This is a genomic window from Enterobacter cloacae complex sp. P38RS, assembly GCF_014930775.1.
GTDB classification, from domain to species: domain Bacteria; phylum Pseudomonadota; class Gammaproteobacteria; order Enterobacterales; family Enterobacteriaceae; genus Enterobacter; species Enterobacter bugandensis.
Window position 1 is genome coordinate 177,708 of sequence record NZ_JADBRS010000001.1, and the last position, 23,859, is coordinate 201,566.

At 55.2% G+C, this 23,859-nt stretch carries 24 protein-coding genes, 1 tRNA gene and 1 pseudogene; 9 read left to right on the forward strand and 17 right to left on the reverse strand.

Annotated elements, in window-relative coordinates; all coding sequences use genetic code 11:
* Positions 1–32: 32 nt before the first annotated feature.
* Together ompA and sulA are read right to left on the reverse strand one after the other, a co-directional pair.
* Positions 33–1,088 carry a porin OmpA gene (gene ompA / locus IM303_RS00760; RefSeq protein ID WP_108780329.1) on the reverse strand — a complete coding sequence of 352 codons (1,056 nt, stop codon included), beginning with the start codon at positions 1,086–1,088 and terminating at the stop codon, positions 33–35.
* A gap of 354 nt (positions 1,089–1,442) precedes the next feature.
* Positions 1,443–1,952, reverse strand: a complete 510-nt coding sequence (sulA, locus tag IM303_RS00765) for an SOS-induced cell division inhibitor SulA (RefSeq protein WP_028012602.1) — start codon at positions 1,950–1,952, stop codon at positions 1,443–1,445.
* A gap of 217 nt (positions 1,953–2,169) precedes the next feature.
* Here sulA and IM303_RS00770 point away from each other — a divergent pair, with 217 nt between their 5' ends.
* Positions 2,170–2,796: a TfoX/Sxy family DNA transformation protein gene (locus IM303_RS00770; protein ID WP_048999389.1), complete on the forward strand. Its 627-nt coding sequence runs from the start codon at positions 2,170–2,172 to the stop codon at positions 2,794–2,796.
* Here IM303_RS00770 and yccS read toward each other — a convergent pair.
* Together yccS and IM303_RS00780 are read right to left on the reverse strand one after the other, a co-directional pair.
* Positions 2,753–4,915 (reverse strand): YccS family putative transporter, encoded by a 2,163-nt coding sequence (yccS, locus tag IM303_RS00775; RefSeq protein ID WP_041910602.1) that lies wholly within the window; start codon positions 4,913–4,915, stop codon positions 2,753–2,755. The two genes, IM303_RS00770 and yccS, sit on opposite strands and share 44 nt — an antisense overlap.
* Positions 4,916–4,934: 19 nt before the next feature.
* The gene (locus IM303_RS00780; protein ID WP_041910601.1) at positions 4,935–5,381 is read right to left on the reverse strand and encodes a YccF domain-containing protein; all 447 of its coding nucleotides are present in this window, start codon (positions 5,379–5,381) and stop codon (positions 4,935–4,937) included.
* Positions 5,382–5,504: 123 nt separating this feature from the next.
* Between IM303_RS00780 and helD the strand changes: the two genes are divergently transcribed.
* Positions 5,505–7,559, forward strand: coding sequence for a DNA helicase IV (gene helD, locus IM303_RS00785; protein WP_048960451.1), 2,055 nt, complete (start codon positions 5,505–5,507; stop codon positions 7,557–7,559).
* A 57-nt stretch (positions 7,560–7,616) separates the two neighbouring features.
* Here helD and mgsA read toward each other — a convergent pair whose 3' ends face one another.
* On the reverse strand, positions 7,617–8,075 hold the full coding sequence (mgsA, locus tag IM303_RS00790) for a methylglyoxal synthase (RefSeq protein ID WP_041912035.1): 459 nt from the start codon (positions 8,073–8,075) through the stop codon (positions 7,617–7,619).
* A gap of 80 nt (positions 8,076–8,155) precedes the next feature.
* Positions 8,156–8,818: a DUF2057 family protein gene (locus tag IM303_RS00795; RefSeq protein ID WP_041910599.1), complete on the reverse strand. Its 663-nt coding sequence runs from the start codon at positions 8,816–8,818 to the stop codon at positions 8,156–8,158.
* 173 nt (positions 8,819–8,991) lie between these two features.
* On the opposite strand from IM303_RS00795, the gene IM303_RS00800 reads away from it, so the two are divergent.
* Positions 8,992–9,405: a CoA-binding protein gene (locus IM303_RS00800; protein ID WP_028012609.1), complete on the forward strand. Its 414-nt coding sequence runs from the start codon at positions 8,992–8,994 to the stop codon at positions 9,403–9,405.
* A 37-nt stretch (positions 9,406–9,442) separates the two neighbouring features.
* Here IM303_RS00800 and hspQ read toward each other — a convergent pair whose 3' ends face one another.
* Entirely contained in the window at positions 9,443–9,760 is a 318-nt protein-coding gene (gene hspQ, locus IM303_RS00805) for a heat shock protein HspQ (RefSeq protein WP_008499919.1), read from the reverse strand.
* A 60-nt stretch (positions 9,761–9,820) separates the two neighbouring features.
* Entirely contained in the window at positions 9,821–11,011 is a 1,191-nt protein-coding gene (gene rlmI / locus IM303_RS00810; RefSeq protein WP_192970873.1) for a 23S rRNA (cytosine(1962)-C(5))-methyltransferase RlmI, read from the reverse strand.
* Positions 11,012–11,033: 22 nt separating this feature from the next.
* Here rlmI and IM303_RS22350 point away from each other — a divergent pair.
* Both IM303_RS22350 and yccX read left to right on the forward strand, forming a co-directional pair.
* Positions 11,034–11,265, forward strand: a pseudogene (locus IM303_RS22350) (helix-turn-helix transcriptional regulator); the annotation flags it as partial.
* A gap of 11 nt (positions 11,266–11,276) precedes the next feature.
* Entirely contained in the window at positions 11,277–11,558 is a 282-nt protein-coding gene (gene yccX / locus IM303_RS00820; protein ID WP_048999181.1) for an acylphosphatase, read from the forward strand.
* Here yccX and tusE read toward each other — a convergent pair.
* From tusE to IM303_RS00850, 6 genes are all read right to left on the reverse strand, one after another.
* Positions 11,555–11,884 carry a sulfurtransferase TusE gene (gene tusE, locus IM303_RS00825; protein WP_028012611.1) on the reverse strand — a complete coding sequence of 110 codons (330 nt, stop codon included), beginning with the start codon at positions 11,882–11,884 and terminating at the stop codon, positions 11,555–11,557. The two genes, yccX and tusE, sit on opposite strands and share 4 nt — an antisense overlap.
* Positions 11,885–11,953: 69 nt before the next feature.
* Positions 11,954–12,505, reverse strand: a complete 552-nt coding sequence (locus IM303_RS00830) for a LuxR C-terminal-related transcriptional regulator (RefSeq protein WP_045261700.1) — start codon at positions 12,503–12,505, stop codon at positions 11,954–11,956.
* Positions 12,506–12,515: 10 nt separating this feature from the next.
* Entirely contained in the window at positions 12,516–13,673 is a 1,158-nt protein-coding gene (locus IM303_RS00835; RefSeq protein ID WP_192970874.1) for a CfaE/CblD family pilus tip adhesin, read from the reverse strand.
* Between the two features lies 1 nt (position 13,674).
* Positions 13,675–16,392, reverse strand: a complete 2,718-nt coding sequence (locus tag IM303_RS00840) for a TcfC E-set like domain-containing protein (RefSeq protein WP_192970875.1) — start codon at positions 16,390–16,392, stop codon at positions 13,675–13,677.
* A gap of 72 nt (positions 16,393–16,464) precedes the next feature.
* A complete protein-coding gene (locus tag IM303_RS00845; protein ID WP_028012615.1) occupies positions 16,465–16,971 on the reverse strand; it encodes a CS1 type fimbrial major subunit in 507 nt (168 codons plus the stop codon).
* Between the two features lie 75 nt (positions 16,972–17,046).
* Entirely contained in the window at positions 17,047–17,790 is a 744-nt protein-coding gene (locus IM303_RS00850) for a fimbrial protein (protein WP_069732526.1), read from the reverse strand.
* A 307-nt stretch (positions 17,791–18,097) separates the two neighbouring features.
* On the opposite strand from IM303_RS00850, the gene IM303_RS00855 reads away from it, so the two are divergent.
* Positions 18,098–18,859, forward strand: coding sequence for a winged helix-turn-helix domain-containing protein (locus IM303_RS00855; RefSeq protein ID WP_193359495.1), 762 nt, complete (start codon positions 18,098–18,100; stop codon positions 18,857–18,859).
* Entirely contained in the window at positions 18,856–19,332 is a 477-nt protein-coding gene (locus IM303_RS00860) for a hypothetical protein (RefSeq protein ID WP_047368236.1), read from the forward strand. Before IM303_RS00855 ends, IM303_RS00860 begins: the two co-directional genes overlap by 4 nt.
* Positions 19,333–19,388: 56 nt before the next feature.
* Here the strand turns inward: IM303_RS00860 and yccA are convergent, their stop codons facing one another.
* A complete protein-coding gene (yccA, locus tag IM303_RS00865; protein ID WP_013097244.1) occupies positions 19,389–20,048 on the reverse strand; it encodes an FtsH protease modulator YccA in 660 nt (219 codons plus the stop codon).
* Positions 20,049–20,317: 269 nt separating this feature from the next.
* Here yccA and IM303_RS00870 point away from each other — a divergent pair, with 269 nt between their 5' ends.
* Both IM303_RS00870 and IM303_RS00875 read left to right on the forward strand, forming a co-directional pair.
* Entirely contained in the window at positions 20,318–21,946 is a 1,629-nt protein-coding gene (locus IM303_RS00870) for an ABC transporter substrate-binding protein (protein WP_193359496.1), read from the forward strand.
* A gap of 144 nt (positions 21,947–22,090) precedes the next feature.
* Positions 22,091–22,178: transfer RNA gene (locus IM303_RS00875), tRNA-Ser, on the forward strand.
* Positions 22,179–22,242: 64 nt separating this feature from the next.
* Here IM303_RS00875 and IM303_RS00880 read toward each other — a convergent pair.
* Together IM303_RS00880 and IM303_RS00885 are read right to left on the reverse strand one after the other, a co-directional pair.
* Positions 22,243–22,647 carry a GNAT family N-acetyltransferase gene (locus IM303_RS00880; RefSeq protein ID WP_047368238.1) on the reverse strand — a complete coding sequence of 135 codons (405 nt, stop codon included), beginning with the start codon at positions 22,645–22,647 and terminating at the stop codon, positions 22,243–22,245.
* Between the two features lie 169 nt (positions 22,648–22,816).
* On the reverse strand, positions 22,817–23,653 hold the full coding sequence (locus IM303_RS00885) for an alpha/beta fold hydrolase (RefSeq protein ID WP_048999094.1): 837 nt from the start codon (positions 23,651–23,653) through the stop codon (positions 22,817–22,819).
* Positions 23,654–23,859: the final 206 nt, after the last annotated feature.

A 23,859-nucleotide genomic window follows, 5' to 3' on the forward strand; every position in this document is an offset into this window, starting at 1 on the left:
CGCATGGCGGGGTTTTTTTATAAGACGATAACTTATGCCGCTGGCTGAGTTACAACGTCTTTAACGCCTTTAACTTCGATCTCTACGCGACGATCTGGTGCCAGGCAGTCGATCAGTGCAGCGCGAGCTTTAACGTTGTCACAGGTGTTGCCAGTAACTGGGTTAGATTCGCCCATACCACGTGGGGAGATCTTGTTAGCTGGGATACCTTTAGAGATCAGGTAATCAACAACAGACTGAGCACGTTTCTCAGACAGTTTCTGGTTGTAAGCGTCAGAACCGATGCGGTCGGTGAAGCCCAGAACCACTACAGAACCGTCTTTAGGATCCAGGTTGCTCAGCTGGGTGTACAGCTGATCCAGTGCCTGCTGACCTTCTGGTTTCAGGGTCGCTTTGTTGAAGTTGAACAGAACGTCAGACTTCAGAGTGAAGTGCTTGGTCTGTACTTCTGGAGCTGGAGCCGGCGCTGGAGCAACAACTGGTGCTGCATCTTCCTGCTGGCCGAAACGGTAGGAAACACCTACGCTCAGCATGCCGTTGTCTGGACGAACGCCAACGGTAGCACCGTCACCGATGTTGTTAACCCACTGGTATTCCAGACGGGTAGCGATGTCACGGGTCATAGCCCACTCAACGCCACCAGCGAATACTGGGGAAACGCCAGTGTCATGGTCGTCGCCAGCGATGTTGTTGCTGGAGTCTGCACGCCATACCATGCCGCCCAGACGGGTGTACACGTCCAGATCGTCAGTTACTGGGTAACCCAGTTTAGCGGTCAGCTGAACGCCCTGAGCTTTGAAAGCGCCATTGATGGTGTCGCCTTTGTATGGCATACGACCTAACCAGTCGTAACCCATTTCAAAGCCAACATACGGGTTAACCTGATAGCCACCGAACGCACCTGCACCAAGCTGGCTCTCGTGAGTAGGGCCATCGTTGTTCAGGCTGCTGTTGTACCAGCCAGTGTCATGGAACTGAGACCAGCCCAGTTTACCACCTGCATACCAGGTATTATCTTTCGGAGCGGCCTGCGCTACGGTAGCGAAGCCAGCCAGTGCCACTGCAATCGCGATAGCTGTCTTTTTCATTTTTTGCGCCTCGTTATCATCCAAAATTCGCCATGAAGGTCTCAAGAGAGAATCACGGTTAAATCCTTCACCGGGGGGCGTGGTCAAATATAAATCTACCGATATCTTCGGCTTAGGCCGAGCACCCCTGGCGATGTAAAGTCTACAACGTAGCTGAAAACTTACAAGTGTGAAGTCTGTCAGGCATATGAAAAAAAAAGTTCCGTATACCTATTATTTAACATTTTTAGAACGAATTTTGTGCAATAAAATTAAGGAGAACCGCACCAGACAAGCCTTGCCGCAATTTTGAGGCCGGGAACTAAAACCGCATCCTGCGGTCAAAAAAAATTCCAGGAAAAATCTTAATTTCACTCAATGATACAAATTTGAGTGAATTTTTAGCCCAGAAAGTTGTCCTTTGCGATAAGAATCTGGACGAACCGGGCGCATGATAAACCCGATCGCATTCCCTTCTTCAGCCGCTTCGGTCAGACGAAAATGTTCCTCTTCCGTCAATTCTTCCGGTAACCACCCGATCACCACGCTGTAATTTCCGGTGCGTAACGCACGAATCATCGATTCGACGGTATCGCAGGGAGAAAGCTGGTTGATCTGCATAACCTTTGCCAGCGGCAGGCCCGCAGACTGCACCCATTGGCGGCTCAGTTTTTGCTGCGGCGTCAGCCAGAGCTGCCAGCGTGATTGCTGACCAAGCTGCTGTAATAACGGAAGCAGCAGGAGTTGGGTCAACAGAGGCTGGTCTTCACGGTAAACCACTTCACTAATAAGCCCCGTCGAAGCACCCCCAACGGTGTTCTGCGCGACAGTGCCCGCGGTAGAGGAGAGAGAAGTTGAGCGATTTGCATAGCCTGAAGTGTACATATTCATTCCAGCCCTGTAGTTACTGTATGGATATACAGTAACCCCTGTATGCATAAAGATCAACCTCATTTTCGGAAAGCGACTCGCAAAATTCATTCAATGTTGATGCCCTTCGAAAAATCATCTTGCTCAACGACGCTAAGTTGCCTATTTTCCTGCTAACGGATCCGCTAGTAAGAAATTTCGTTGTTACTTTATGATTTTGAAGGGAAATATCATGAAAAAGATATCTTATGAACGGATTTATAAATCCCAGGAATACCTGTCACCACTGGGTGAAATTCATCATCGCGCGCTGTTCGGCGGCTATACCCTGGCAGTGGATGATGCGGTTTTTGCCATGGTGTCAGAAGGTGAGCTCTACCTCCGTGCCTGTGAAGAAAGTGCGAAATACTGTGTGAAAAATGCCGCGTCTTTTTTGACCCTGATGAAGCGGGGCCGTCCGGTGCTTCTCAACTATTACCGGGTGGATGACGGGCTATGGCAGGACAGGGAGCGTCTGCTTCAGCTCTCCACTTTCGCACTTAATGCGGCAAGAAAAGAGCGTTACCAGCGGCATCAGCGCAATCGACTTAAGGACCTGCCAAACCTGACCTTTCAGCTGGAAGTGTTGCTCGTTGAAGCGGGCATCACCAACGAAGAAACGCTGCGGGCGCTTGGCGCAAGGGAGAGCTGGCTGAAGATGCGGGCGAAAAATAAAGCGCTGAGTATCAAAGTGCTATTCGCGCTGGAAGGGGCGATCGAGGGGCTGCATGAGGCGGCACTCCCGGCCGGCATTCGCCGGGAGTTGACGGAGTGGTTTAATGCGCTGCCTGAGCCACAGGAGAATCACTCCTCCAGGTAGCGATTTGCTGTTGCAGCCGGCAAATTTCTGGCAGCAGGGCGATGAGCAGGCCAATCTGCTGTAACACCAGGGGCGCTTTGCTGTCGTTTCCAGGCTCAAGATGCGCAATACGTTGGGTAAGTTCATCCAGCGCCTGTCTCACGCGCGGTTCATCGGCTGGCCGGTGATGCAGTGCATCATCGACATAACAGACCGCGTCATCCAGCAGATTGAGGATGCCCGGGTTGGTGAGTTTTTCGCGGTGGGCGCCCAGCGTGGAAATATAGCTGGTGAAGGTATGGTTCAGGCAGAGCAGCCGGAAAGCCGTCTCACGAATCTCGGCCGTGGCGCGAGGCTCCGTTGACATGTTAGAGACCACCGAGGCCAGTTCCGCATCGCTGTTGTGCGCATCGCGGCGCGCTATCCGGTAAGCCAGGCGGTTATCGCGGCCCTGATGATACTGCTCAAGGATGGCATCCAGGTATCGGCAGTTGGCGTTCATAGCCCTGTCTAACACGCGCGGTAGATTACGGAAACGCCAGTCCGGCCAGATAAAGCTGACGGCGGCCCAGGCGATAGCGCAGCCAATCAGGGTATCGAGTACGCGGGGCAGGGCGACCTCGAACCCTTCACCCAGCAGGTTAAAGCAGAGCAGAACCAGCAGAGTGATGAACATTGTGGCATGGGCGTACTGCACGTTGCGAAACGCGAAGAACAGCACGCCGGTGATCACGATCAGGATCAGCTGTCCTTCAATGGACGGCACGAAATAGAGCACCGGAAGGCCAATGGCGACGCCGACCAGGGTGCCGATAATACGCAATGCCAGGCGGTGTCGGGTGGCGTTATAGTTCGGCTGACAGACAAACAGGCTGGTCAGCAGGATCCAGTAGCCGTGGTGCAAACCGGTTATCTGGATAAAAGCATACCCCACGCATAAGACCAGGGACATTCGCACCGCGTGACGAAACAGCGCCGACTCCGGCGTGAAGTTGCGGCTCAGCCTTAGCCACATATCGCTCACGCTGTGCACGCTGTCATCTGCAAGCTGGTTATCCACCTCGCTGCCCGGCAGTGCCATCGCCTGCTCGGACTCAATCGTCGCCAACTGAGCATCAATCGCCCGCAGGTTGTTGAGCAGAAAACCCAGCGCTTTGATCTGTTCCGGTGACGTTCCGCTGGCCTGCACGCGGTCGAGCGCCGCATCAAGATGGCTAAACACGCGTTCGAAGCGGGAGTCGTGCTGATAGGGCGTGCGCAAAAGAATGGAGCGCGCGAGCTGCTGGCATGCCTGTGACTGCATGGACAGCAGGCGCTGAAAGCGGAACATGACGTCGCTGTAGCGGAACTTCTCGCGCAGGGCGGCATACTGAACGTGCGAGGAGCTGGCGCGCTCATGAATGTCCTGAGCGGCAAAATAGTAGTGCAAGGTTCTGCGCGTGCCGCGCTGGCCGCGATCCCCGCGCAGACGGGTAAGCAGCGAGGCTTTCGTCTGGTTAAGGGTGGCGACCAGCTGGCCGTTTGCCAGCGCCAGATCGTAAAGCGGCGCCTGGCTTTCTTCCTCAATATCCGGGTCGAACAGCCGGGATTTCAGTTCCAGATAATGGGCTAGCTGCTCATAGCTGCGGGCAAGGTTATCCTGCAGAGGACGAACCGGGAAGATTAGGTGGCCGGTTAACGTCAGCAGGTTATACCAGATAGCGCCCAACAGCAGCAGCACAGGCTGCTGATACCACTGGTCGTACAGGGAAACGCCCAGCATGGTGTAGATGGCGATCAGCAGGGCCCCAAAGGCGATAGTGGCATAGCGCTGCCCTAGACCGCCCAGCAAAATAAACCCGCTGGTGGAGAGTGTAAGGCCAAGGGCAAACAGCCACGGCCAGGGGAAAAGTAACTCAACGGACGCGGAGGCGATAAAAAAACAGACGAGCGTAATGACCAGATTCCGCAAACGCCCGGCCAGGCGATCGTCCAGATCCGCCAGCGCTCCGGCCACCACCCCCAGCGTGAGCGGGATGGTGAGCTTGACATCATTCAGCCACCACGGCAGGGCAGCCGTGCCGCAAAGCGCGATAAATATCCTGACGTTGTAGAGCCAGGCGCTGTTCCAGGTATAACGGCGAAGCAGTGGACTTAGCATAAACGCGGCCAGTCCTTATTTACTGAAAACGACGACGTGCGTTCGCTTCACGCGCCGCCTGGGCCACTTCGACCGGAACCACCCTGCGCCCGACGGGCCAAAGGGCGATGGCGGCGATCTTAAAGTTCGCGAGCCCGACTGGAATACCAATTATTGAGATGCACTGCGCAATACCGGCAAAAATATGCATGATGCACAGCCACCAGCCGAAGAAAATCAGCCACAGAATGTTCAGCAAAGTTCCCCCCGTATTCATTAGGGCGCTTTTGCTCTCCGGGTTCAGCTCGTTAACGTGGATAGCTTCATTACCGTAGGGGATGAACGAGAGTTTCGTGATTTCCCAGCAGGAACGGGTCAGGGGAAGGGTGAAGATCAGGACGATGCTCACCAGCGTGGCAAAAAGCCAGGAAAGGGTGGTGGCAAAACCGCCCAGCACAAAATTCAACACATTCAGAACGGTACGCATAAACCCTCACTTCCTTTCGATAAAATTAACGCCCAATGATTGTAACGTTTTTTTAGGCTGGAGCACCTTAAAACTGGCAGTTAAACTGTCAGGTAAATTATCTCTTCGTGGATTTGGCGGGACATGGAACTGAAAGCAACTTCTTTAGGCAAACGCCTGGCGCAACACCCCTATGACAGAGTTGTTCTGCTCAACGCCGGGGTTAAAGTCTCCGGAGAACGCCACGAATACCTTATTCCGTTTAATCAGCTTCTGGCTATTCACTGCAAGCGCGGGCTGGTGTGGGGCGAGCTGGAGTTCGTTCTGCCTGACGACAAAGTCGTGCGCCTTCACGGTACCGAGTGGGCGGAAACCCAGCGTTTCCACCATCACCTGAACGCGCTCTGGCAGCAGTGGAGCCACGACATGAGCGTGATTGCCGCTCGGGTGCTGCAGCAGGTGCTGGACGATATCGCGCAAAGCAACGCGCAGCAAACGTGGCTGACGCGCCAGCAGACCGCCGGTCTGCAGCAAAAGATTCGACAGGCACTTTCGGCGCTGCCGCTCTCCGTGACGCGTCTTGATGAGTTCGACAATTGTCGCGATGCCTGGCGTCAGTGCCAGGCCTGGCTGAACGATATGGATAAAAGCCGGCTGGCGCATAATCAGGCCTGGACGGACGCCATGCTCACCCAATACGCCGACTTTTTCAGTACGGTGGAGTCTTCACCGCTCAACCCTGCTCAGGCGCGCGCGGTGGTGAACGGCGAGCAGTCGCTGCTGGTGCTGGCGGGGGCTGGAAGCGGTAAAACGTCGGTGCTGGTGGCGCGTGCGGGCTGGCTTCTCACCACCGGGGAGGCCGTTGCCGATCAGATCCTGCTTCTGGCTTTTGGCCGTAAGGCGGCACAGGAGATGGACGAACGCATCCAGGAACGGCTGCACACCCGGGATATTACCGCCAGAACCTTCCATGCCCTCGCGCTGCATATCATTCAGCAGGGCAGTAAAAAAGTGCCTGCCATCAGTAAACTGGAAAACGACGCGCAGGCGCGACAGGCGTTGTTTATTAAAACGTGGCGTCAGCAGTGCAGTGAGAAAAAGGCGCAGGCGAAAGGGTGGCGTCAATGGCTGGAAGAGGAACTCAACTGGGAGGTACCGGAGGGCAGCTTCTGGCAGGATGAAAAACTGGCTCGTCGGCTCGGCTCGCGTCTTGACCGCTGGGTCAGCCTGATGCGGATGCACGGCGGCTCGCAGGCAGAGATGATTGAAAGCGCGCCGGAGGCGATCCGCGATCTATTTTCAAAACGGGTCAAGCTGATGGCTCCGCTATTGAAAGCCTGGAAAACCGCGCTGAAAGAGGAAAATGCCGTTGATTTCTCCGGTCTTATCCATCAGGCGATCGTCATTCTGGAGAAGGGGCGCTTTGTCAGCCCGTGGAAGCATATTCTGGTGGATGAGTTCCAGGATATCTCACCCCAGCGTGCGGCACTGCTCTCGGCGCTGCGGGCGCAAAATAAACATACCTCGCTGTTCGCGGTGGGGGACGACTGGCAGGCCATCTACCGTTTCAGCGGGGCGCAGCTCTCGCTGACGACCGCCTTCCACCACTATTTTGGCGAAGGCGACCGTAGCGATCTGGACACGACCTACCGCTTCAATTCACGGATTGGTGAGATCGCCAACCGCTTTATCCAGCAGAACCCGCACCAGCTGGCCAAGCCGCTAAACAGCCTGCGGGCAGGGGATAAAAAAGCGGTCACCCTGCTGGCGGATGACCAGCTGGAGCCGCTGCTGGACAAGCTCAGCGGCTATGCGAAACCCGATGAACGTATCCTGGTGCTGGCGCGTTATCATCACCTTAAGCCTGCTGCGCTGGAAAAAGCCGCTACCCGCTGGCCGAAACTGCAGCTTGAATTTATGACCATTCACGCCAGCAAAGGGCAGCAGGCCGATTATGTGATTGTGGTGGGGCTGAAGGAGGGCAGCGACGGATTCCCGGCTCCGGCTCGCGAGTCGGTCATGGAAGAGGCCCTGCTGCCGGTGCCGGAAGACTTCCCGGATGCCGAAGAACGGCGTTTGCTGTACGTGGCCATCACCCGCGCGCGTCACCGCGTGTGGCTGCTGTTCAATAAAGAGGAGCCATCCGTGTTTGTCGATATTCTGAAGAGTATTGATGTGCCGGTGGCGCGGAAGCCATAACGGCGTCAGGCAAGATTTCCAGGCCGGGTAGACGTAGCCGCCACCCGGCAAAAAAAGCTACTTCAGTCTCTCGGAAAGATAGCGCTGATAGTCCGGAATAAGGATCTCAACCGGCGAGTTAAACTGCGGTGATTCAATGATGAAATCCGCCGTTGACAGGTTCGTCGCCACCGGAATATTCCACACCGTTGCCAGACGCAGCAGCGCTTTGACATCCGGATCGTGCGGAACCGCATTCAGCGGATCCCAGAAGAAGATCAGCACATCAATTTTCCCTTCGGAAATCTGTGCCCCGACCTGCTGATCGCCGCCCATCGGGCCGCTCAGCATCGCATTCACCTCCAGACCCGTTTCGCGCTGGATCAGGTTACCGGTAGTGCCGGTCGCCGAGAGGGCATGCTTTTCCAGCAGCGGCTGATGGCGGCGAACCCAGTTAAGCAGCATTTGTTTACAGTGATCGTGCGCCACCAGCGCAATGTGTTTGCGTTCAGGCAGCGTGCGTGTTGTCAGTTCCATAATCATATCCATCAGGTTAACTGACTACACGATGACGGGAACCGTCTGACGCTGCAAGAGAAAGGCGTAAAAAATGTGGCTTAAGATGAAGGTTGTTGCTTTGCCCACTGTAAAAACCGGGCCCGCGTGTCGGGATCGGCCTGCTGGAACCAGAATTTAAGGCGCTGTTCCGTCAGGCTCTGGGACTGGGGCGGAATGACGTCCAGTTCCGAGACGCCGGATAGCAGCGTACTGTCGTCCGCCATCATGGTGGCAAACTGCGGAAGGGAGGCGCGTTTGCCGGCTTTGTTATAGACCTGCGTTGCGGCCTCGTAGTCCGGGCTTTTTGTGGCGCTGGTCAACGCCAGAATATCCAGCTTGACCGGGATCGGCATTGCATTCCCGTCCAGCAGCTCAACGCGCGGCGAGGCGTCGAAGGCCGCTGATTCCTTCTCCGTTTCAAGGCGAGGCAGGGTAATGTTCACCTGGCTGATTTGCCGGGTATTAAAGCTGACAATCAGCGGCGGAGAGATGTACATCCGCTGCTCATGGTTAGTCAGGCCGATCGCTTTTTCGACCCGGAACACCAGCTGATGTGGCCCGTTATCTAACTCAATGCTGTCAGCCCCGCGCAATAACGAGCTGGAAACCTTTTTCCCATCCAGAACCAGAAGATCAATATCGCCAGAGAGCCGAAGCGTGGTGGCAAAAACGCAAACCGGCATCGCTAACGCAATCAGAGCAGTGGCAAAACCGGTTTTCATAGAAGGCTCCCGTCAGAGATACTGTCGCCGCATTAATGTATCTAAATCTTTCGATAATCACGTTTACTAACATATAGACATATTTTGCCGTTTTGCCCTCATACATCTGTATGGGATGGATGGTTGAGATGTGCGCTTTGGCGTACACTTTTAAAAAAGCCAGGAGAAAAACCATGAAAGAGAACGATATTGCCGAGATTCTGACATCCACGCGTACCATTGCGCTGGTGGGCGCGAGCGATAAACCCGACCGTCCCAGCTATCGGGTGATGAAATACCTTCTCGATCAGGGCTATCACGTCATCCCGGTCTCACCAAAAGTGGCGGGGAAAACCTTACTGGGCCAGCAGGGTTATGCCACGCTCGCTGACGTGCCGGAAAAAATTGATATGGTCGATGTCTTCCGTAATTCCGAGGCGGCGTGGGAAGTGGCGCAGGACGCGATTGCCGTCGGGGCGAAAACATTGTGGATGCAGCTGGGCGTGATTAACGAGCAGGCTGCCGTGTTGGCGCGGGATGCGGGATTGAAGGTGGTTATGGATCGCTGTCCGGCGATCGATATCCCCCGTCTGGGGCTGGCGAAATAATAAAAAAAAGCCCGTTCATCGGGCTTTTTTTACACGCTTAGTTCCGCAGGCGCGGAGCCTGTAACTGTTTGCGGATAGTCTGAGCAAGTTCATCCATCGTGGGTTGTTCCGGATGCTCTTCCTGCAGCTCGCTACTTAGCTGCGCTTCGGCAAGGTAGGTATGTACGGGTTGTCCGTCGTCACCTTCCATCACCACATGGTACCAGGGTGCAGCGCGAAGCTCTGCGTTCACCGCCAGTTCGTCCGCTGACGGTTCATCAAGGGAATACTCCGGGTCGATATCCACGACCACACCCAAATACCCAAGCAAAGTGTGGCGGACCTGCTGGCCGATACCGAATTTGCTGGCAATCATAGTCACCTCCCGGGAAATACGACTTACACATTAAGTGCGGGCAATATTTCTCTTTTCAAGTTACATGACGCGACAGGCAAACCCTTTCAGATACAGTCCTTCCGGGTAGGTAGCAATCACGGGGTGATCGGCTGCCTGACGGAACTGCTCTATAAATTGTACATCACGACCAGCATCTATTGCGGCATCGGCGATGATTTTTTGGAATAAATCGGTGGTCATCAGCCCGGAGCAGGAGAAGGTGAGCAGCACCCCACCCGGGTTCAGCAGCTGGATGGCCAGCATGTTGATATCCTTATACCCACGGCAGGCGCCCATCAGCTGGCTTTTGTTTTCCACAAACTTTGGCGGATCCATCACGATGACGTCGAACTTCTCGCCCTGATCGCGATATTTACGCAGCAACTTGAAGACGTCGTCGCGTATAAATTCGGCTTTGCTCAAGTCCAGTTTGTTCAGCTCGACGTTCTGTTTTGCCACGTCCAGCGCTTCCTGCGAGGTATCCACGCTGACCACCTGGGCACAGCCGCCCATCAGCGCCGAAACGGCAAAACCGCCGGTGTAGGAGAAGCAGTTCAGCACGCGTTTGTCGGCAACGTACTGACGCGTAGCCAGGCGGCTGTCGCGCTGGTCAAGGTAGTAACCCGTTTTGTGCCCGCCCTGAATATCCACCAGCAGCTTCATGCCGTGCTCTTCAATCGGCAGCAGGGCAGGCGGCAGCTCACCCTTGACCGGGCCCTGCGTCAGCTCCATGCCCTCTTTTTTGCGCACCGCCACGTCGCTGCGGTCGTAAATAGCGCATTCCGGGAACAGGGTTTGCAGGGCGCTAATCAGCGCGGCACGCTGATACTCCGCCCCTGCGCTGAGGAGCTGCAGCACCAGGAAGTTGCCGAAGCGATCGATGGTCACGCCCGGCAGGCCGTCGGACTCACCGGCGATCAGGCGATAGCTGTCCAGCCCGTCGCGCTTTGCCAGCCACTCGCGCCACTGCTGTGCCTGCTGCAGGCGGCGGACGAAGAAGTCAATGTCGATGGTTTCGTCTTTATCGAAGGTCCAGACGCGCGCGCGGATCTGGGAGGCTGGCGAGTAAGCGCCTCGCGCTAACCATTTCCCCTGATGGTCAACAATATCAATGGTTTCACCGAGGCTGGCTTTGCCTTCCATACGGGCAACTGCGCCGGAAAAGACCCAGGGATGACGGCGCAGTAATGATTTCTCGCGCCCTTTGGCTAACACTAAACGTACACTCATAATTTGCTGTTCTGTCGATTTCAGGGAAATGGCGCGTAGAGTAGCACATTCAGCCAGGCGCAATCATCTGCGGATGTCGTTGAGCGTTTCGGCAGATCGTGGAGGAGGTGAGAATGGCCGTGGCGCTGTCACAGTTACAGTCGACTCGCTTACCGATCGGTGAAATCGCATTACAATGTGGGTATCTTTCCAGCTCTCGTTTCACCGCCCGTTTCCGGCAGCACTATGGCTGTTTACCGAAAACGCTACGTTAAGGAGAAGAAAAATGTCAAAAGTCTGCACCATTGCCTGGGTCCACGGCCTTGTTCAGGGCGTCGGGTTCCGCTACAGCACCCAGCGCGAAGCGATGACGCTTGGGCTAACGGGATACGCGCGAAATATGGACGACGGCAGCGTTGAGGTGGTCGCCTGCGGCGACGCGGAGCAGGTTGAAAAACTAATGGCGTGGCTGAAAGCAGGCGGGCCGCGCAGCGCCCGGGTTGATAAGGTCTTAACGGAACCGCATCAACCCGGCAGGGAATATGTGAACTTCGGTATTCGGTATTAAATACACTTCACCGGTTTAGGCAGGCCGGCAATTTTGGTGGCCTGTTTTGCCGGGCCTTTCGGGAACAGGCGATACAGATAGCGGCTGTTGCCTTTTTCTTCGCCAAATTTGTTGGCCATCGCCTTGACCAGCATGCGGATGGCCGGAGAGGTGTTGAACTCGAGATAAAACTCGCGCACAAAACGGACCACCTCCCAGTGTTCGGGGGAGAGGGCGATACCTTCGTTTTCGGCGATTTTCTCCGCCAGCGGCTCGCTCCATAGCGTGGTGTCTTTCAGATAGCCTTCGCTATCGGTCTCAATTTCCTGGCCTGCAAAAATGAACATAGTGCTCTGTCGATAAAGTAAAAAACGCCCCTAGTCTAGCAAATAAGGGGCGGCGTGAGAAACCTCGACCTACAGAAGAAGCTGGAGCAGATTGTTGGCATTAAGCTTTTTCAGCGCGTTGCATTTATACGTCGACACCTGTTTTTCACTCATCTGCGTCATATGCGCGACATGCCGTACCGATTGTCCGTTCACCAGCCTGTCGAGCACGTTGAACTCCATGCCTGTCAGGCAACAATTCAGGGTGCGCACCCGGCGGGGCTCTCTGGCAAGCAGATACGCCGCATCCGCAACGGCAATCCGGTCATCAATGATATATAAGGTCAGCGTGGCAAACCGCTTTCGCAGATGGGTAGCCAGTGCCCAGCCTTTTTCATTGCATACCAGATACACCGTTCCTTCCCAGCGCCTGGCTTCCAGCTCCAGAAGAATGTCGACCAGCGCCAGATGCGTCCCCGCGACGGAAAAGCGGCAGCGAACAACGAGGGTGTCGCAGACCAGCAGCGAACGGCACCACTTTACCGTACCGCTCTCAACCTGAGTCTGAGCGTTACGGCGCAGAAGGGCGTAGCGCAACCCTTCGGCATAAAAACGATTGTTGTCGAGGATGGCGTAACTCACAATGGCCTCTTTATAAGGTACTGGGCGTATAGATAACGCGTAGGGTGCCGGTGTAATCCCCGGCATTTTTGCTGCTGGCAGCAAACGCGGGCGTTTTCAGAATGATGGGGGCGGGGACACAAAGTACGCTCTCCCGTCCACCCGGCAGCACAACCTGACGCAGATATTGCGGGTCATTAGTGCTCTGCCAGATCAGCGTTTTGCCATTCGCCGCGGTTTCTGCTGCGCCCGTTACCGGGTTGATCACCGTAACCTGATAATCGAGCCGATCCCGTGCTTCGGTCTGGCTTCCACCGCGTCGTCTGACGGAAAACGCTCCCTCAGTACGGCCCGTGGCCGCTAAACCGTCATCCTCAAAGCGCAGATAGACGCGCGTGCTGGCGCTGTTTTTACCGTCATACAGGCACATATCCAGCGCGCTCTCGCCCTGGATTTCGCTGCCGCCGGGCCGCCCCGGAAAATTGGTCAGATTGAGGTTAACCAGCGGGGTTGAGTGGGGGAACGCCGGCAGATAAATCTGCTGGTTACCCGGATCGACCACCTCAATGCGTATCGTCGCCTGCCAGCGGGCTATGGTGAGGTAGCCCGGACACCCGACGTTGACATCGTTAAAGTTGCCCCCGCAGTCGGCGCTTCCCCATTCGCGCAGGTTCTGCTTCAGCGTTGCGGTCCAGATGCCCGGCTGGGCGAGCTTATCCAGTTCGCCTTTAACGATGTAAAAATCAAAATAGGGTTCCCGGTTCCAGGCCGAGAGATCGGCGGTACCGCCGCTGACAAAGCTGGCAAAGGTGAAAACTTTGTTGTTGATAAACATATGTTTTTCCCCATAGACCTTCACATCTGCTGTTTTATTTGTCGACGTGTGGGTAAAACGCAGCGTAATGGCGTAGGGGGCGGCCGGGTTCGCGCTAAACCAGACCGGCGCTGTCATACACGCTCCGTTCGTCGGGTCGGTGCGGGACTCGCAGGTCAGGGTGTTGCGTCCCCACTTTTGCGGGTCGATAGTGTCGTAACCGCTCGGTTCATGGACCCAGATATCAAAACGCGCAGGCGGCACCGCGCGATCGTAGCTAATCCCTACGCTGGAATTTCTTCCGGCAGGGACGCCCGCCAGCGTCTGACAGCTCCACAGCGTCAAAAAAAGTAAAACAAAGAGGTAGTTGTTCACATCATTTCCCTTTGGTGAGGTGCTCTGCATTCATGGCCGTTGGCCCCGTAGGCACGTTCCGCCCGGCGAGCATCAGTTGCGCCTGGTGCTGGACCGAATCCGGCAGGGCGGAGAAAGTGAGTTCCCGACACGGGATCGACCCAACGTAACGCACCACGTCGCGCATGCTTTTCACGCTCAGTTCACACTGATAAAACTGCTGCTGACGCACCAGATAAAGGTTGCGCAGCAGGGCGTCGCTCTGGGCGCTGAAACCGCCATTGCCGAGATCGTTCCAGCCGTTCACGTTCAGCGGTACGCCGCCCACGAACGGCGAATGATGTTCGTCAGTGAGCTGGCCGAGCCAGGTGTAGCGGGTGGTGGTTTGCACGTCCCGGCGAAGCATTTTGCCCGGCACCATAAAGAGCGTCCGGCTCCCGGAACCCTGCGTGATTTCACTGCTTGCGCCTGATGAGACGTTCAGCGACTCATTAACTGTCAGCGTTGTTGGCTGATAACCCGGCACCGCAAAAAGGGCACGGCTGTTGGCCGGGATATCCGCGGTGCCGCCGTTATCCAGCGAGACGGCGACGCGTGAATCCCGGGAATCCTCAGGCGTAGCCACGTTTACCGCAACGGCAGAAGCCGGGCGTCCATCGCCCCAGCGGCCAAGCCACAGCCCTGAACGCGACAGGGCGAGGGTGGAGCTGTAGTTGCCGCTGCTGCTTAACGTATGGCGCCCATCCTGGCGGTCCCATGCGTCGCTCACCGTCAGGCTGGCGTTACCAAAACGTCCACCCTGGCGCGTATACGCCGAGGCATTGAGCGAATCGCTGTTAATCCCCGACGCGCTCAGCCCGTATTCATTCTCGCCGCGCGCGTCGGCATACCAGTTGTGCGCCACGTTGTAGCTCAGCTGGTTTTTCTGATGCTGCTGGTGCTGCCAGGTTGCACCAAGCGAGGTATAGCCTGACGCATCACCCTGACGCTTATGCGCCAGTGAGAGGCTAACGCTCAGATAGCCGCCTTTGTCTTTCCCGTCGCGAGAGTGGTCGTTGCGCATAAACAGGTTAATGCTGCTGTTGATGTTCAGACCGCGCGCGCTAAAGGTATTACTCAGCCCGCCCTGCCAGGCCTGCGTGCGGGAGCGGGTCATATACACCGGCTCCCACGGCAGGCCGGCATCGTGACGATCGTCATGGTCAGGCAGTTCCCGGCGCGTAACGTAGCGCCCTTCGTTGCGGTTATCCGAATACCCCAGGTTGGCGTACCACGAGCCGACAGGCACGGAGAACATGATCGAGAGGCTACGATAACAGCCGTTGACGGCGTCAAAACCTGCGCTGCGGGTATCACAATTTTCTGCGGATAACGCGTTGCGGTAGAAGCTCAGCGAAAACCCGTCGTTATAGCTGATTTGCTGAATATTGCCGCGTTGGCCCTTGCTGCCGTAGAGGTAGCTAAAGCGTGTGCTTAATACCCCGTCGATCGGGCCCGCGTTAAAGCCGCGGCTCCAGTCGAGGGCATTTTCCAGGAAGTGCTGCCTTTTCATGACGGTTGCGCCGCTGGTCAGCGCCAGCGTCGGGGTGACGGGCAGGCGTATACCCGACTGTGCGACCGGGCTGCGTTCATCATTGCGATCGTTATTAGCCGTTTCCCCTGCCTGCATAAACCACTCGACGCGGTCGAATGGCGTAATGCCCGTACGGGTAAACGGAACCTGCTCGGTACGCGTCAGTCGGTTGTTTTCGTATACTGACAGCGTCACGGTATAGCTTCCATCCGGAAACGCGCGCGTATCCAGAGTTTGTGCCCCGGCATTGAGGTAAAAGCTAGCCAGCAGCTCCTTGCCGCGGCGCGCGTCGATACGCGCATCGTGCGAAAGCAGCACCGTAATGGGCGTGCCCTTCGATTGCTGAACCGGGTTGATCCATGCCCGGGTCGAGCCCGTGCGCAGGCCACGTATTTTGCCCAGCGGCAGCTGGCTGAGGTTAATATTCCCCCCGGCGTTGCTGAACAGGTCGCGGGTATCCATCTCGCCTATCTGTAGATAATATTCACGCCATAAATCCTGGCGGAACCAGGCATTGTTAACGGTCATTTCCTGCTGCTGCTGATGACGCGAGCGTTGCCCCAGCCAGGTCCAGTCGAGGTTAAGATAGCCGTCCTGGGTCAGCGCCAGCGCCCCGTTGCCCTGAACGGTGGCAGACTGATAATCCCTGTCGGCAACGAAATTGATATTTTGCTGATGAATCAACGCGTTTTCGCTGTCCTGGGTGGGCTGATACCACTGGTTTTCCTCCGAGGGCTTTGGCAAAAAGCGCTTATCAAAAAACAGGTTTATGCGAGCATTGTTTTCGTCATAGATGATGGCCGCACGGCGGGTTTCGAGATAATCACACCCCGTTGCGGAGCCGTTGCTGCTGCAGGCCAGGTTGCCGTTACGGGCAAGCGGAACGGCCAACGCTGCGGAAACGGAGCCGATAAGGGCAGGATCGTCGTTAAACTGACGTTTGATGGCCGCGACCACGGTTTCAGGTGCGACAAAACTGACCGTTTCAAGATTGATATCGGTTTCGAAAAGGCCAAGCGACTCGCCGTATAAGCTCACCTCTGTCCACATGCGCTGCGTTTTCGCCAGGTCCTCGAATCCGGCCGGGACGGCCATCTCAGCGCAGGCGAGGTGGACAGATGCGGGTAATAAAGCAACAAAAAGGAGAGTATTTCTGTGAAACGCCATGAACGAGCCTCGACATCATCCTGACGTCAGAGGGCGGGCGCCCTCTGACGTTATTCCTTAGGTGCTATGGTGTTACGCACCGCCTTCCGTGGTGGTCGCCTGAGTCAGCATCAGGCTTACAACGCCGCTGTACTGGCCGGTTTTCAGAATGCCTTTGGTGGTCTGGGAAATGGTCAGAGGCAGAACCGCAGAACCGTTTTCAATGCTGCCCGGGAAAAGTTCGGTTCCGGTAAATTCGGCATCGGTGGTGGACAGGGTTTTATCACCCAGAAGAACCGTCATCGGTACAATCTGATCCCCATCCGTGTTGGTGAGCTTAGCTGCGCTAACGAGGCGTACTTTGACGTTACTGGTAGCGGAGTTGGACCATACCTTGGTGTTCAGGCGGTAGCTTTCCAGGCCCCGACCCGGCAGATACTGCATGTCGATGCTGGCTGGCAGCGGCGTGTTATCGGCCTGGGTCATATCCAGCTGTGAATCAACGCTGGCGTTGACGGTAATATCTTTCTGAATCGCCAGCGCGCTGGCAGATGTGGTCATCGCGGCAACGATCATCAGAGGTTTAATAAATTTACGCATTGATATCTCCATATTTTACAAATGAGCACCCTGGCTCTTTAAACAAACCACAAGGGTTTTTACAGTGACGTCGTGTTATTGCACGACGGGTAAGTCAGCTTCTTCAGCGGTTTTTTTCACCCAGTTGAAGTAGCGGAATTTGTATTTCTTGCCGTTTACCTGATTAAGCGTTTTTAATTTCCGCTCGGTATCCGGATAAATCGTGGCGTCTTCTTTAATCCATTTACAGACGTCGTCTGACTGACAAATACCGATCTCCCTGAGCGGCACGCGCAGGGTGCCGGCGTTGGTGACGGTCCCCCGTGCGGGATCGATATGCAGCGAAACGCGCTCCGTGGCAGGGGCCAGATGTACCAGCGCCCCCCAGATAACATTGACCCCAAGCTTTGCCGTCGCTGCCGTGCTTTCGGGCTGACCGGGAATAATGCTGTCCGGCTGTTTCACCCCTTCAAAATAGACTCGCCAGGTGGTCTCTTTTTCCGGCGGCGTCAGTGAAACAAGGCGCACCACGCGCATTGCGCCTGCCGCCAGGGCAAATTTATCGGGCGTCACCACGACGCCGCCTTCTTTCCACGAAGCAACGTCAATCTCTTTTTCCTGGGCCGTTCCGGGGTTAAGAATTTTCTTTTGCCTCACCCGAATGAACTGAATATCATCCGTTTTCGATGCCACTTTTATTTGCGCTGCGCCGGCGCTATCCACGTTAAGTTCCATGGGATAGACGCTCATATTGGCCCTTGTCATTTCTGAGAAAAATGACAGCGACAGCGCGGCGACATAAAACGCGGTTGTCATATTCACTTTTTGTTTCTGTTTCACATTCAGCCTGCCTGCTCTGAGTTCTTGTGCGGTTTTTAACACCAGGACACCGTCTGCTTTCGTATCGCTTCAGGGCAGGGAAACTTTAACCAGAACAGCAGGTTGTGAGAATTTGTATTAGTTAACCGCTGATATACAGTGATTTATCCTGATTTGCTGGTCTTAAAGTTGTATAGTTAAAAGAAAATGCCGCTACCCAGGATGGGAAGAAAATTCCTGTTGATGAAAAAAGAACCAGCTCAGGAAGCGATTTTCTTGCCGATGTCACAGGGATAAAAAAGCCTGCGGTAATAGCTGAGAGTGAAATATGTTTTTTATATGCAATAATTCGTTGTTATTTGATCCTGAAGCACATGCAATTAGTCTTGTTGGTCAACCGGAGTCTGTATTAACGCTCTCGGCGCCAGCCGTTCGCCTTTTACAGGAGTTTATTCGTCATAAAGGGCACGATCTGAGTCGGGAGGAATTAATTACGCGCGTCTGGGAGGAGTATGGCTTTACGCCGTCTGGAAATAACCTCAACAAAGCGGTCAGTGAATTACGCAAAAGCTTCCAGTCTCTTGGGGAACATCATAATTTCATTGTGACGATACCCCGGTATGGATTCCGTTTTGTTGCCGATGTGATTTGCCAGCCTGCGCAAATTGTTCAACCCGCTGAAGCACAGCCGATCTCTTCCGTCGTGCCGCCAGAGGCAAAACGTCAGCGTATTTCCCTTAAATGGGGCGCCTCGGCAGCGGCATTGTTAGCATCAGCACTGGGGTTAGGCCTGCTGTTTAACCAGCAGCAGAAGATCGCTATACCGATGACGCCAAAGCCCGTCGCGCAGAAAATAGCGGGCTGTAGCATCTGGCTTATTAACGATCATGGCCGGCCGCTGGTGCTCTCGAAACTGGCGGGGCTGCTGGAGGCGAATAATGTGGCGTGCGCGCGCGAAGCGTACAATATCTACTATTTCAGCGCCCGCTTTAACCTTGCAGTTGCGGATGAAGTGTTCATTGGTGCATGCCCGGTCAATAAAACGAGCCTGTGCAAAACCATTCGCTATAAAAGCGGGGCAGAAAAATGAAAATGAGGCTTCTGTTTGCTGCGGGTGGGGCGCTTGCTGGCGGCGCGCTGGCGCTCTTTATTTATTCCGGGGGCATATATAAGCGTGATGCGCTGGCCTGCAGTACGGAATTTAACTTTACGCGTAACGAGGGAAAAGCGAATGAGGTCCGGGTCAATACCGTGGCCCAGTTCTATTTTCATCGGGACGGCACCGGCTTAACAACGTACAAAGGTGCAGCTATGGCTGAAGGCCGGGGCATGATCGTTGACAGGGATGTGGATTTTACCTGGTCGCGACGGGACGATGATAACGTTATCGTGTTGAGCTACACCAAAACCTGGCGTCGGCATAATGACAATACCCCGGACGAAAAGTGGGGAGGCTTTGCGAGGCCGACAGCCCGCTATTACCTGACGATCTCCGAGCTCGCGCCCGCCGTGTGGCTGATACAGGACCGGCTCTATCCCACCTATATTTGCCGCGGTGACTAGGGCATAAAAAAAGGAGAATGCCTGAGGTATTCTCCTTTTTGTTTCAGCAGGTCTGCTTAATCGCGGCTGGCGAAGCCCAGGATGCTCAGCAGGCTGACGAAGATGTTGTACAGCGACACATACAGGCTCACGGTCGCGCGGATGTAGTTGGTCTCACCGCCGTGAATGATGTTGCTGGTTTCATACAGGATCGCGCCGGATGACAGCAGGATAAACACCGCGCTAATCGCCAGGTGCAGGGCAGGCAGCTGCAGGAAGATGTTTGCCACCATACCAATCAGCACCACCACGATACCCGCCATCAGCATACCGCCGAGGAAGGACATATCCTTGCGCGTGGTCAGCACGTAGGCCGAGCAGCAGAAGAACACCAGCGCGGTACCGCCCAGCGCCATGCCAATCACGTCACCCATACCGGCAGACAGATACGCGTTCAGGATCGGCCCCAGGATATACCCCAGGAAGCCGGTGAAGGCGAACGCGGAAAGAATACCGACCGGTTTATCAGCGGTTTTGTAGGTCAGGAACATCAGACCGTACATCCCCACCAGCGTCAGGATCAGGCCCGGAGATGGCAGCATCAGCACGGTGCTGGCGGTAGCGGTGATCGCCGAAAACGCCAGCGTCAGGCTGAGCATGAAATAGGTATTGCGCAGCACCTTGTGGGTGCTGAGTAGCGATGTGCGGTCGCGTGAGGAAGTAATTATACGGTCCATGAGTCACTCTCTTATGACAGATGTAATTAACGGAAAGAATAGGAAACGGCGCGCCAGTCTCAAAGTGGTTTTACCCATCTTTACTCAGCACGTTAGCGCTGAAGGTGGTCATTTCTTCTGCAAAAGCATGTGTAACCAGTATGAACGGCGGTTTAAAAGTATTTACCAGATCAACCTCTTATAGGTTACTGAAAAATATTGCGTTATTGCCTTTCGGGCGCTAAGAGTTATCTCCGGATCGTCATAAAACAGACAATAAGGCGAAGGAAATGAAACCACAAACACGCACGCGCTTTACGCTCTCTTTACTCACCGCCGGGATCCTGTGCGCCAGCACGGCGACCTGGGCGGCTAACGTGCCAGCAGGAACAGCGCTGGCCGAAAAACAGGAACTGGTCAGAAACAATGGCAGCGAACCGGCCTCGCTCGACCCGCACAAAGTCGAAAGCGATGTCGAATTCAATATTATCAGCGATTTATTCGAAGGGCTGGTGAGCGTCTCCCCGTCAGGAGAAATCCAACCCCGGCTGGCTGAAAAATGGGAGAACAAGGACAACACCGTCTGGACGTTCCACTTACGTCCGGGCATCACCTGGAGCGACGGGACGGCCATTACCGCAGAGGATGTGGTCTGGAGCTGGCAGCGCCTGGTTGATCCAAAAACCGTTTCACCGTACGCCAGCTATCCCGGCAACATGCATTTCGTCAACGCGGCCGATATCGCTCAGGGGAAAAAATCCCCCGACACGCTGGGCGTAAAAGCAATTAACGATACCACGCTGGAAGTAACGCTCACCCAGCCCAACGCGGCGTTCCTGGCGATGCTGGCGCACCCGTCGCTGGTGCCGGTGGATAAAGTGCTGATTGGCCGTTTCGGCGAAAAGTGGACCAAACCGGAGCATTTTGTCAGCAGCGGAGCGTATAAGCTGTCCCAGTGGGTGGTCAACGAACGCATTGTGGCGGAGCGTAACCCGCGCTACTGGGATAACGCGCATACCGTTATTAACAAAGTCACCTATCTGCCGATCACCTCCGAGGCCTCGGATGTGAACCGCTATAAAGCGGGCGAAATTGATATTGTGTATACGGTACCCATTAACCAGTTTGCTCAGCTGAAGAAAACGCTGGGCAGCCAGCTGGACGTCTCCCCGCAGCTGGCGACCTATTACTACGAATTCAACACCACGCGCCCGCCGTTCAACGATGCCCGCGTGCGCAAGGCGCTGAACATGGCGCTGGATAAAGACATCATCGCTGAGAAGGTGATGGGGCAGGGGCAGCGCCCGGCGTGGCTGATTAGCCAGCCGGACATCGGCGGGGTCAAGCTGCAGAATCCGGATTACGCCAGCTGGCCGCTGGACAAGCGTATTGCTGAGGCGAAAAAACTGCTCAACGAGGCCGGGTATAACGAAAGCCATCCTCTGAGCTTCAACCTGCTCTATAACACCTCTGAATCGCACCAGCGCATCGCGATTGCGGCCAGCTCTATGTGGAAGAAAAACCTCGGCGTAGACGCGAAGCTGCAAAATCAGGAGTGGAAAACCATGCTGGATACCATGCACACCCACAACTTTGACGCGGTGCGCTACGCCTGGATTGCCGACTACGACGACGCGGCGACCTTCCTGAACAACTTCCGTACCGGCGACAGTGAAAATACCAGCCAGTACAGCAACCCGGACTACGATCAAGCCTTGATCAACGCCGCAAAGGCCAAAACGCCGGCAGAGCGGGGTAAGTTCTACCAGCAGGCGGAAGACCTGTTGGGCCGTGATGTGCCTGCCATTCCGGTTTATCACTACGTCCGTACGCACCTGGTGAAACCGTGGGTGGGTGGCTTTACGCCGGATAAGCTGGGGTACTATTTCACAAAAGATATGTACATCAAAAAGCACTAAGCGAGAGGGCTGGATTTTATGCTGAGAAAATCGCCGATGTGTTGTCAGTTCAACCGATTAAGCACATTTTGGCTAATTTTAAAGCGAACGATTGCAGCCACTCTTTACAGCATGCTGTGAGGTGTTTATAGTTCGCCTCAATCAGGAAGTGTGGCCGAGCGGTTGAAGGCACCGGTCTTGAAAACCGGCGACCCGAAAGGGTTCCAGAGTTCGAATCTCTGCGCTTCCGCCAGATATAAACCCCAGCTTACTCGTTAAGCTGGGGTTTTTCTTTTGTCTTATCTCAGAGTTGCCTTTTACCAGATTCTGGCCATTCCTTCGCTTGCCGGGCGAACGAGAGTGAAGCCAAATTTAGAATACAGCTCGGGGACATCCGCCATTAAACAAACGTAGGCCCCTCTACAGGCATTGTTATCCAGCCATGCCACAAGCGTTTCCATGATGAGTCTACCGAGCCCCTTTCCCTGATGAAGAGGGTCAACGGCGACGTCGACAATATCAAAATTCAACGCACCGTCTCCCACGATTCGCCCCATACCCACGGGTTTTCCCTCACACAAAATATGCATGCCATAACAACTGCCAGGCAGCGCTTTGCGTGCTGCCTCCAGCGGACGAGGGCTAAGACCCGAGATTTCGCGCAGGCGGCAAAACGCTTCTGCGGAGGGGACGGTTTCAACTACGGTATAGTTTTCATGCATAAAAAGCTCCAGTCAGTATCTCTCGGTGTGTAATCCCCTCGGGCTAAACAGCGTTAGCCCCCGGCGGCGTTTCGCTGGCACAGGCTTACAATGAAACGTGCAACGTCTTAATATTATTGCAGAATGTAGGCCGGGTAAGCGTAGCGCCACCCGGCAAGAAAGGCGAGGTTTATGAACGGATAAAGGCCAGAATGTCCGCGTTAATGGTATCCGCGTGGGTGGTATGCATCCCGTGCGGGAAGCCCGGATAAATTTTCAGTACGCTGTTCGCCAGCAACTTATCCTGCAGCAGGGCAGCATTCTTATACGGCACGACCTGATCGTCGTCGCCCTGCATCACCAGAACGGGAACCGTGATGGTTTTTAAATCTTCAGTCTGGTCGGTTTCTGAAAACGCCTTAATCCCCTCGTAGTGGGCCCTGGCGCTGCCGATCATGCCCTGACGCCACCAGTTCTGAATGGTGCCCTCTGAAACCTCAGCCCCCGCCCGGTTAAACCCATAAAAAGGACCGCTGGCGACGTCGAGGTAAAACTGGGCGCGATTCGCGGCCAGCGCTTTACGAAAGCCGTCGAAAACCTCTACAGGTGTCCCGCCAGGGTTGTTTTCTGTTTTCACCATCAACGGTGGAACGGCGCTCACGAGTACCGCTTTGGCAACGCGCCCCTGCGGCTGGCCGTACTTCGCAACATAGCGGGCCACCTGGCCACCGCCGGTTGAGTGGCCGACGTGCACCGCATTGTGCAGATCCAGGCTTTCGACCACGGCCGACGCGTCAGCCGCATAATGATCCATATCGTGCCCTTCGCTGACCTGGTCCGAACGCCCGTGACCACGGCGGTCGATTGCGATAACGCGATAGCCTTCCGCAAGGAAGAAGAGCATCTGGTTATCCCAGTCATCGGCACTCAATGGCCAGCCGTGATGGAAAACAATGGGCTGAGCCTCTTTCGGACCCCAGTCTTTGTAGTAAATATTTACGCCGTCTTTCGTTGTTACGAATGCCATACCGCAGACTCCTCTGTTAAAGACGCAACGATCGCTGGCTGAGCGCAGAGCGAACCATTATTGTCTTCATGATGTTGGCTTGTTTTATTTCCCGTACCGACAGTACCCCTAAAGTGTAGGAGAAATAGTAAAACCGGTGGGTTTCATTCGTGTGAATGGTATCCAGAAGGGGAAAGCGAATGATGGACTCTGGAGTGAGTCCCAGA

Bases quoted from the DNA above. Each gene is read 5' to 3' on its own strand.
- ompA (WP_108780329.1), bottom strand. From the start codon at position 1,088: ATGAAAAAGACAGCTATCGCGATTGCAGTGGCACTGGCTGGCTTCGCT.
- sulA (WP_028012602.1), bottom strand. From the start codon at position 1,952: ATGTACACTTCAGGCTATGCAAATCGCTCAACTTCTCTCTCCTCTACC.
- IM303_RS00770 (WP_048999389.1), top strand. From the start codon at position 2,170: ATGAAAAAGATATCTTATGAACGGATTTATAAATCCCAGGAATACCTG.
- yccS (WP_041910602.1), bottom strand. From the start codon at position 4,915: ATGCTAAGTCCACTGCTTCGCCGTTATACCTGGAACAGCGCCTGGCTC.
- IM303_RS00780 (WP_041910601.1), bottom strand. From the start codon at position 5,381: ATGCGTACCGTTCTGAATGTGTTGAATTTTGTGCTGGGCGGTTTTGCC.
- helD (WP_048960451.1), top strand. From the start codon at position 5,505: ATGGAACTGAAAGCAACTTCTTTAGGCAAACGCCTGGCGCAACACCCC.
- mgsA (WP_041912035.1), bottom strand. From the start codon at position 8,075: ATGGAACTGACAACACGCACGCTGCCTGAACGCAAACACATTGCGCTG.
- IM303_RS00795 (WP_041910599.1), bottom strand. From the start codon at position 8,818: ATGAAAACCGGTTTTGCCACTGCTCTGATTGCGTTAGCGATGCCGGTT.
- IM303_RS00800 (WP_028012609.1), top strand. From the start codon at position 8,992: ATGAAAGAGAACGATATTGCCGAGATTCTGACATCCACGCGTACCATT.
- hspQ (WP_008499919.1), bottom strand. From the start codon at position 9,760: ATGATTGCCAGCAAATTCGGTATCGGCCAGCAGGTCCGCCACACTTTG.
- rlmI (WP_192970873.1), bottom strand. From the start codon at position 11,011: ATGAGTGTACGTTTAGTGTTAGCCAAAGGGCGCGAGAAATCATTACTG.
- yccX (WP_048999181.1), top strand. From the start codon at position 11,277: ATGTCAAAAGTCTGCACCATTGCCTGGGTCCACGGCCTTGTTCAGGGC.
- tusE (WP_028012611.1), bottom strand. From the start codon at position 11,884: ATGTTCATTTTTGCAGGCCAGGAAATTGAGACCGATAGCGAAGGCTAT.
- IM303_RS00840 (WP_192970875.1), bottom strand. From the start codon at position 16,392: ATGGCGTTTCACAGAAATACTCTCCTTTTTGTTGCTTTATTACCCGCA.
- IM303_RS00845 (WP_028012615.1), bottom strand. From the start codon at position 16,971: ATGCGTAAATTTATTAAACCTCTGATGATCGTTGCCGCGATGACCACA.
- IM303_RS00855 (WP_193359495.1), top strand. From the start codon at position 18,098: ATGTTTTTTATATGCAATAATTCGTTGTTATTTGATCCTGAAGCACAT.
- IM303_RS00860 (WP_047368236.1), top strand. From the start codon at position 18,856: ATGAAAATGAGGCTTCTGTTTGCTGCGGGTGGGGCGCTTGCTGGCGGC.
- yccA (WP_013097244.1), bottom strand. From the start codon at position 20,048: ATGGACCGTATAATTACTTCCTCACGCGACCGCACATCGCTACTCAGC.
- IM303_RS00870 (WP_193359496.1), top strand. From the start codon at position 20,318: ATGAAACCACAAACACGCACGCGCTTTACGCTCTCTTTACTCACCGCC.
- IM303_RS00880 (WP_047368238.1), bottom strand. From the start codon at position 22,647: ATGCATGAAAACTATACCGTAGTTGAAACCGTCCCCTCCGCAGAAGCG.
- IM303_RS00885 (WP_048999094.1), bottom strand. From the start codon at position 23,653: ATGGCATTCGTAACAACGAAAGACGGCGTAAATATTTACTACAAAGAC.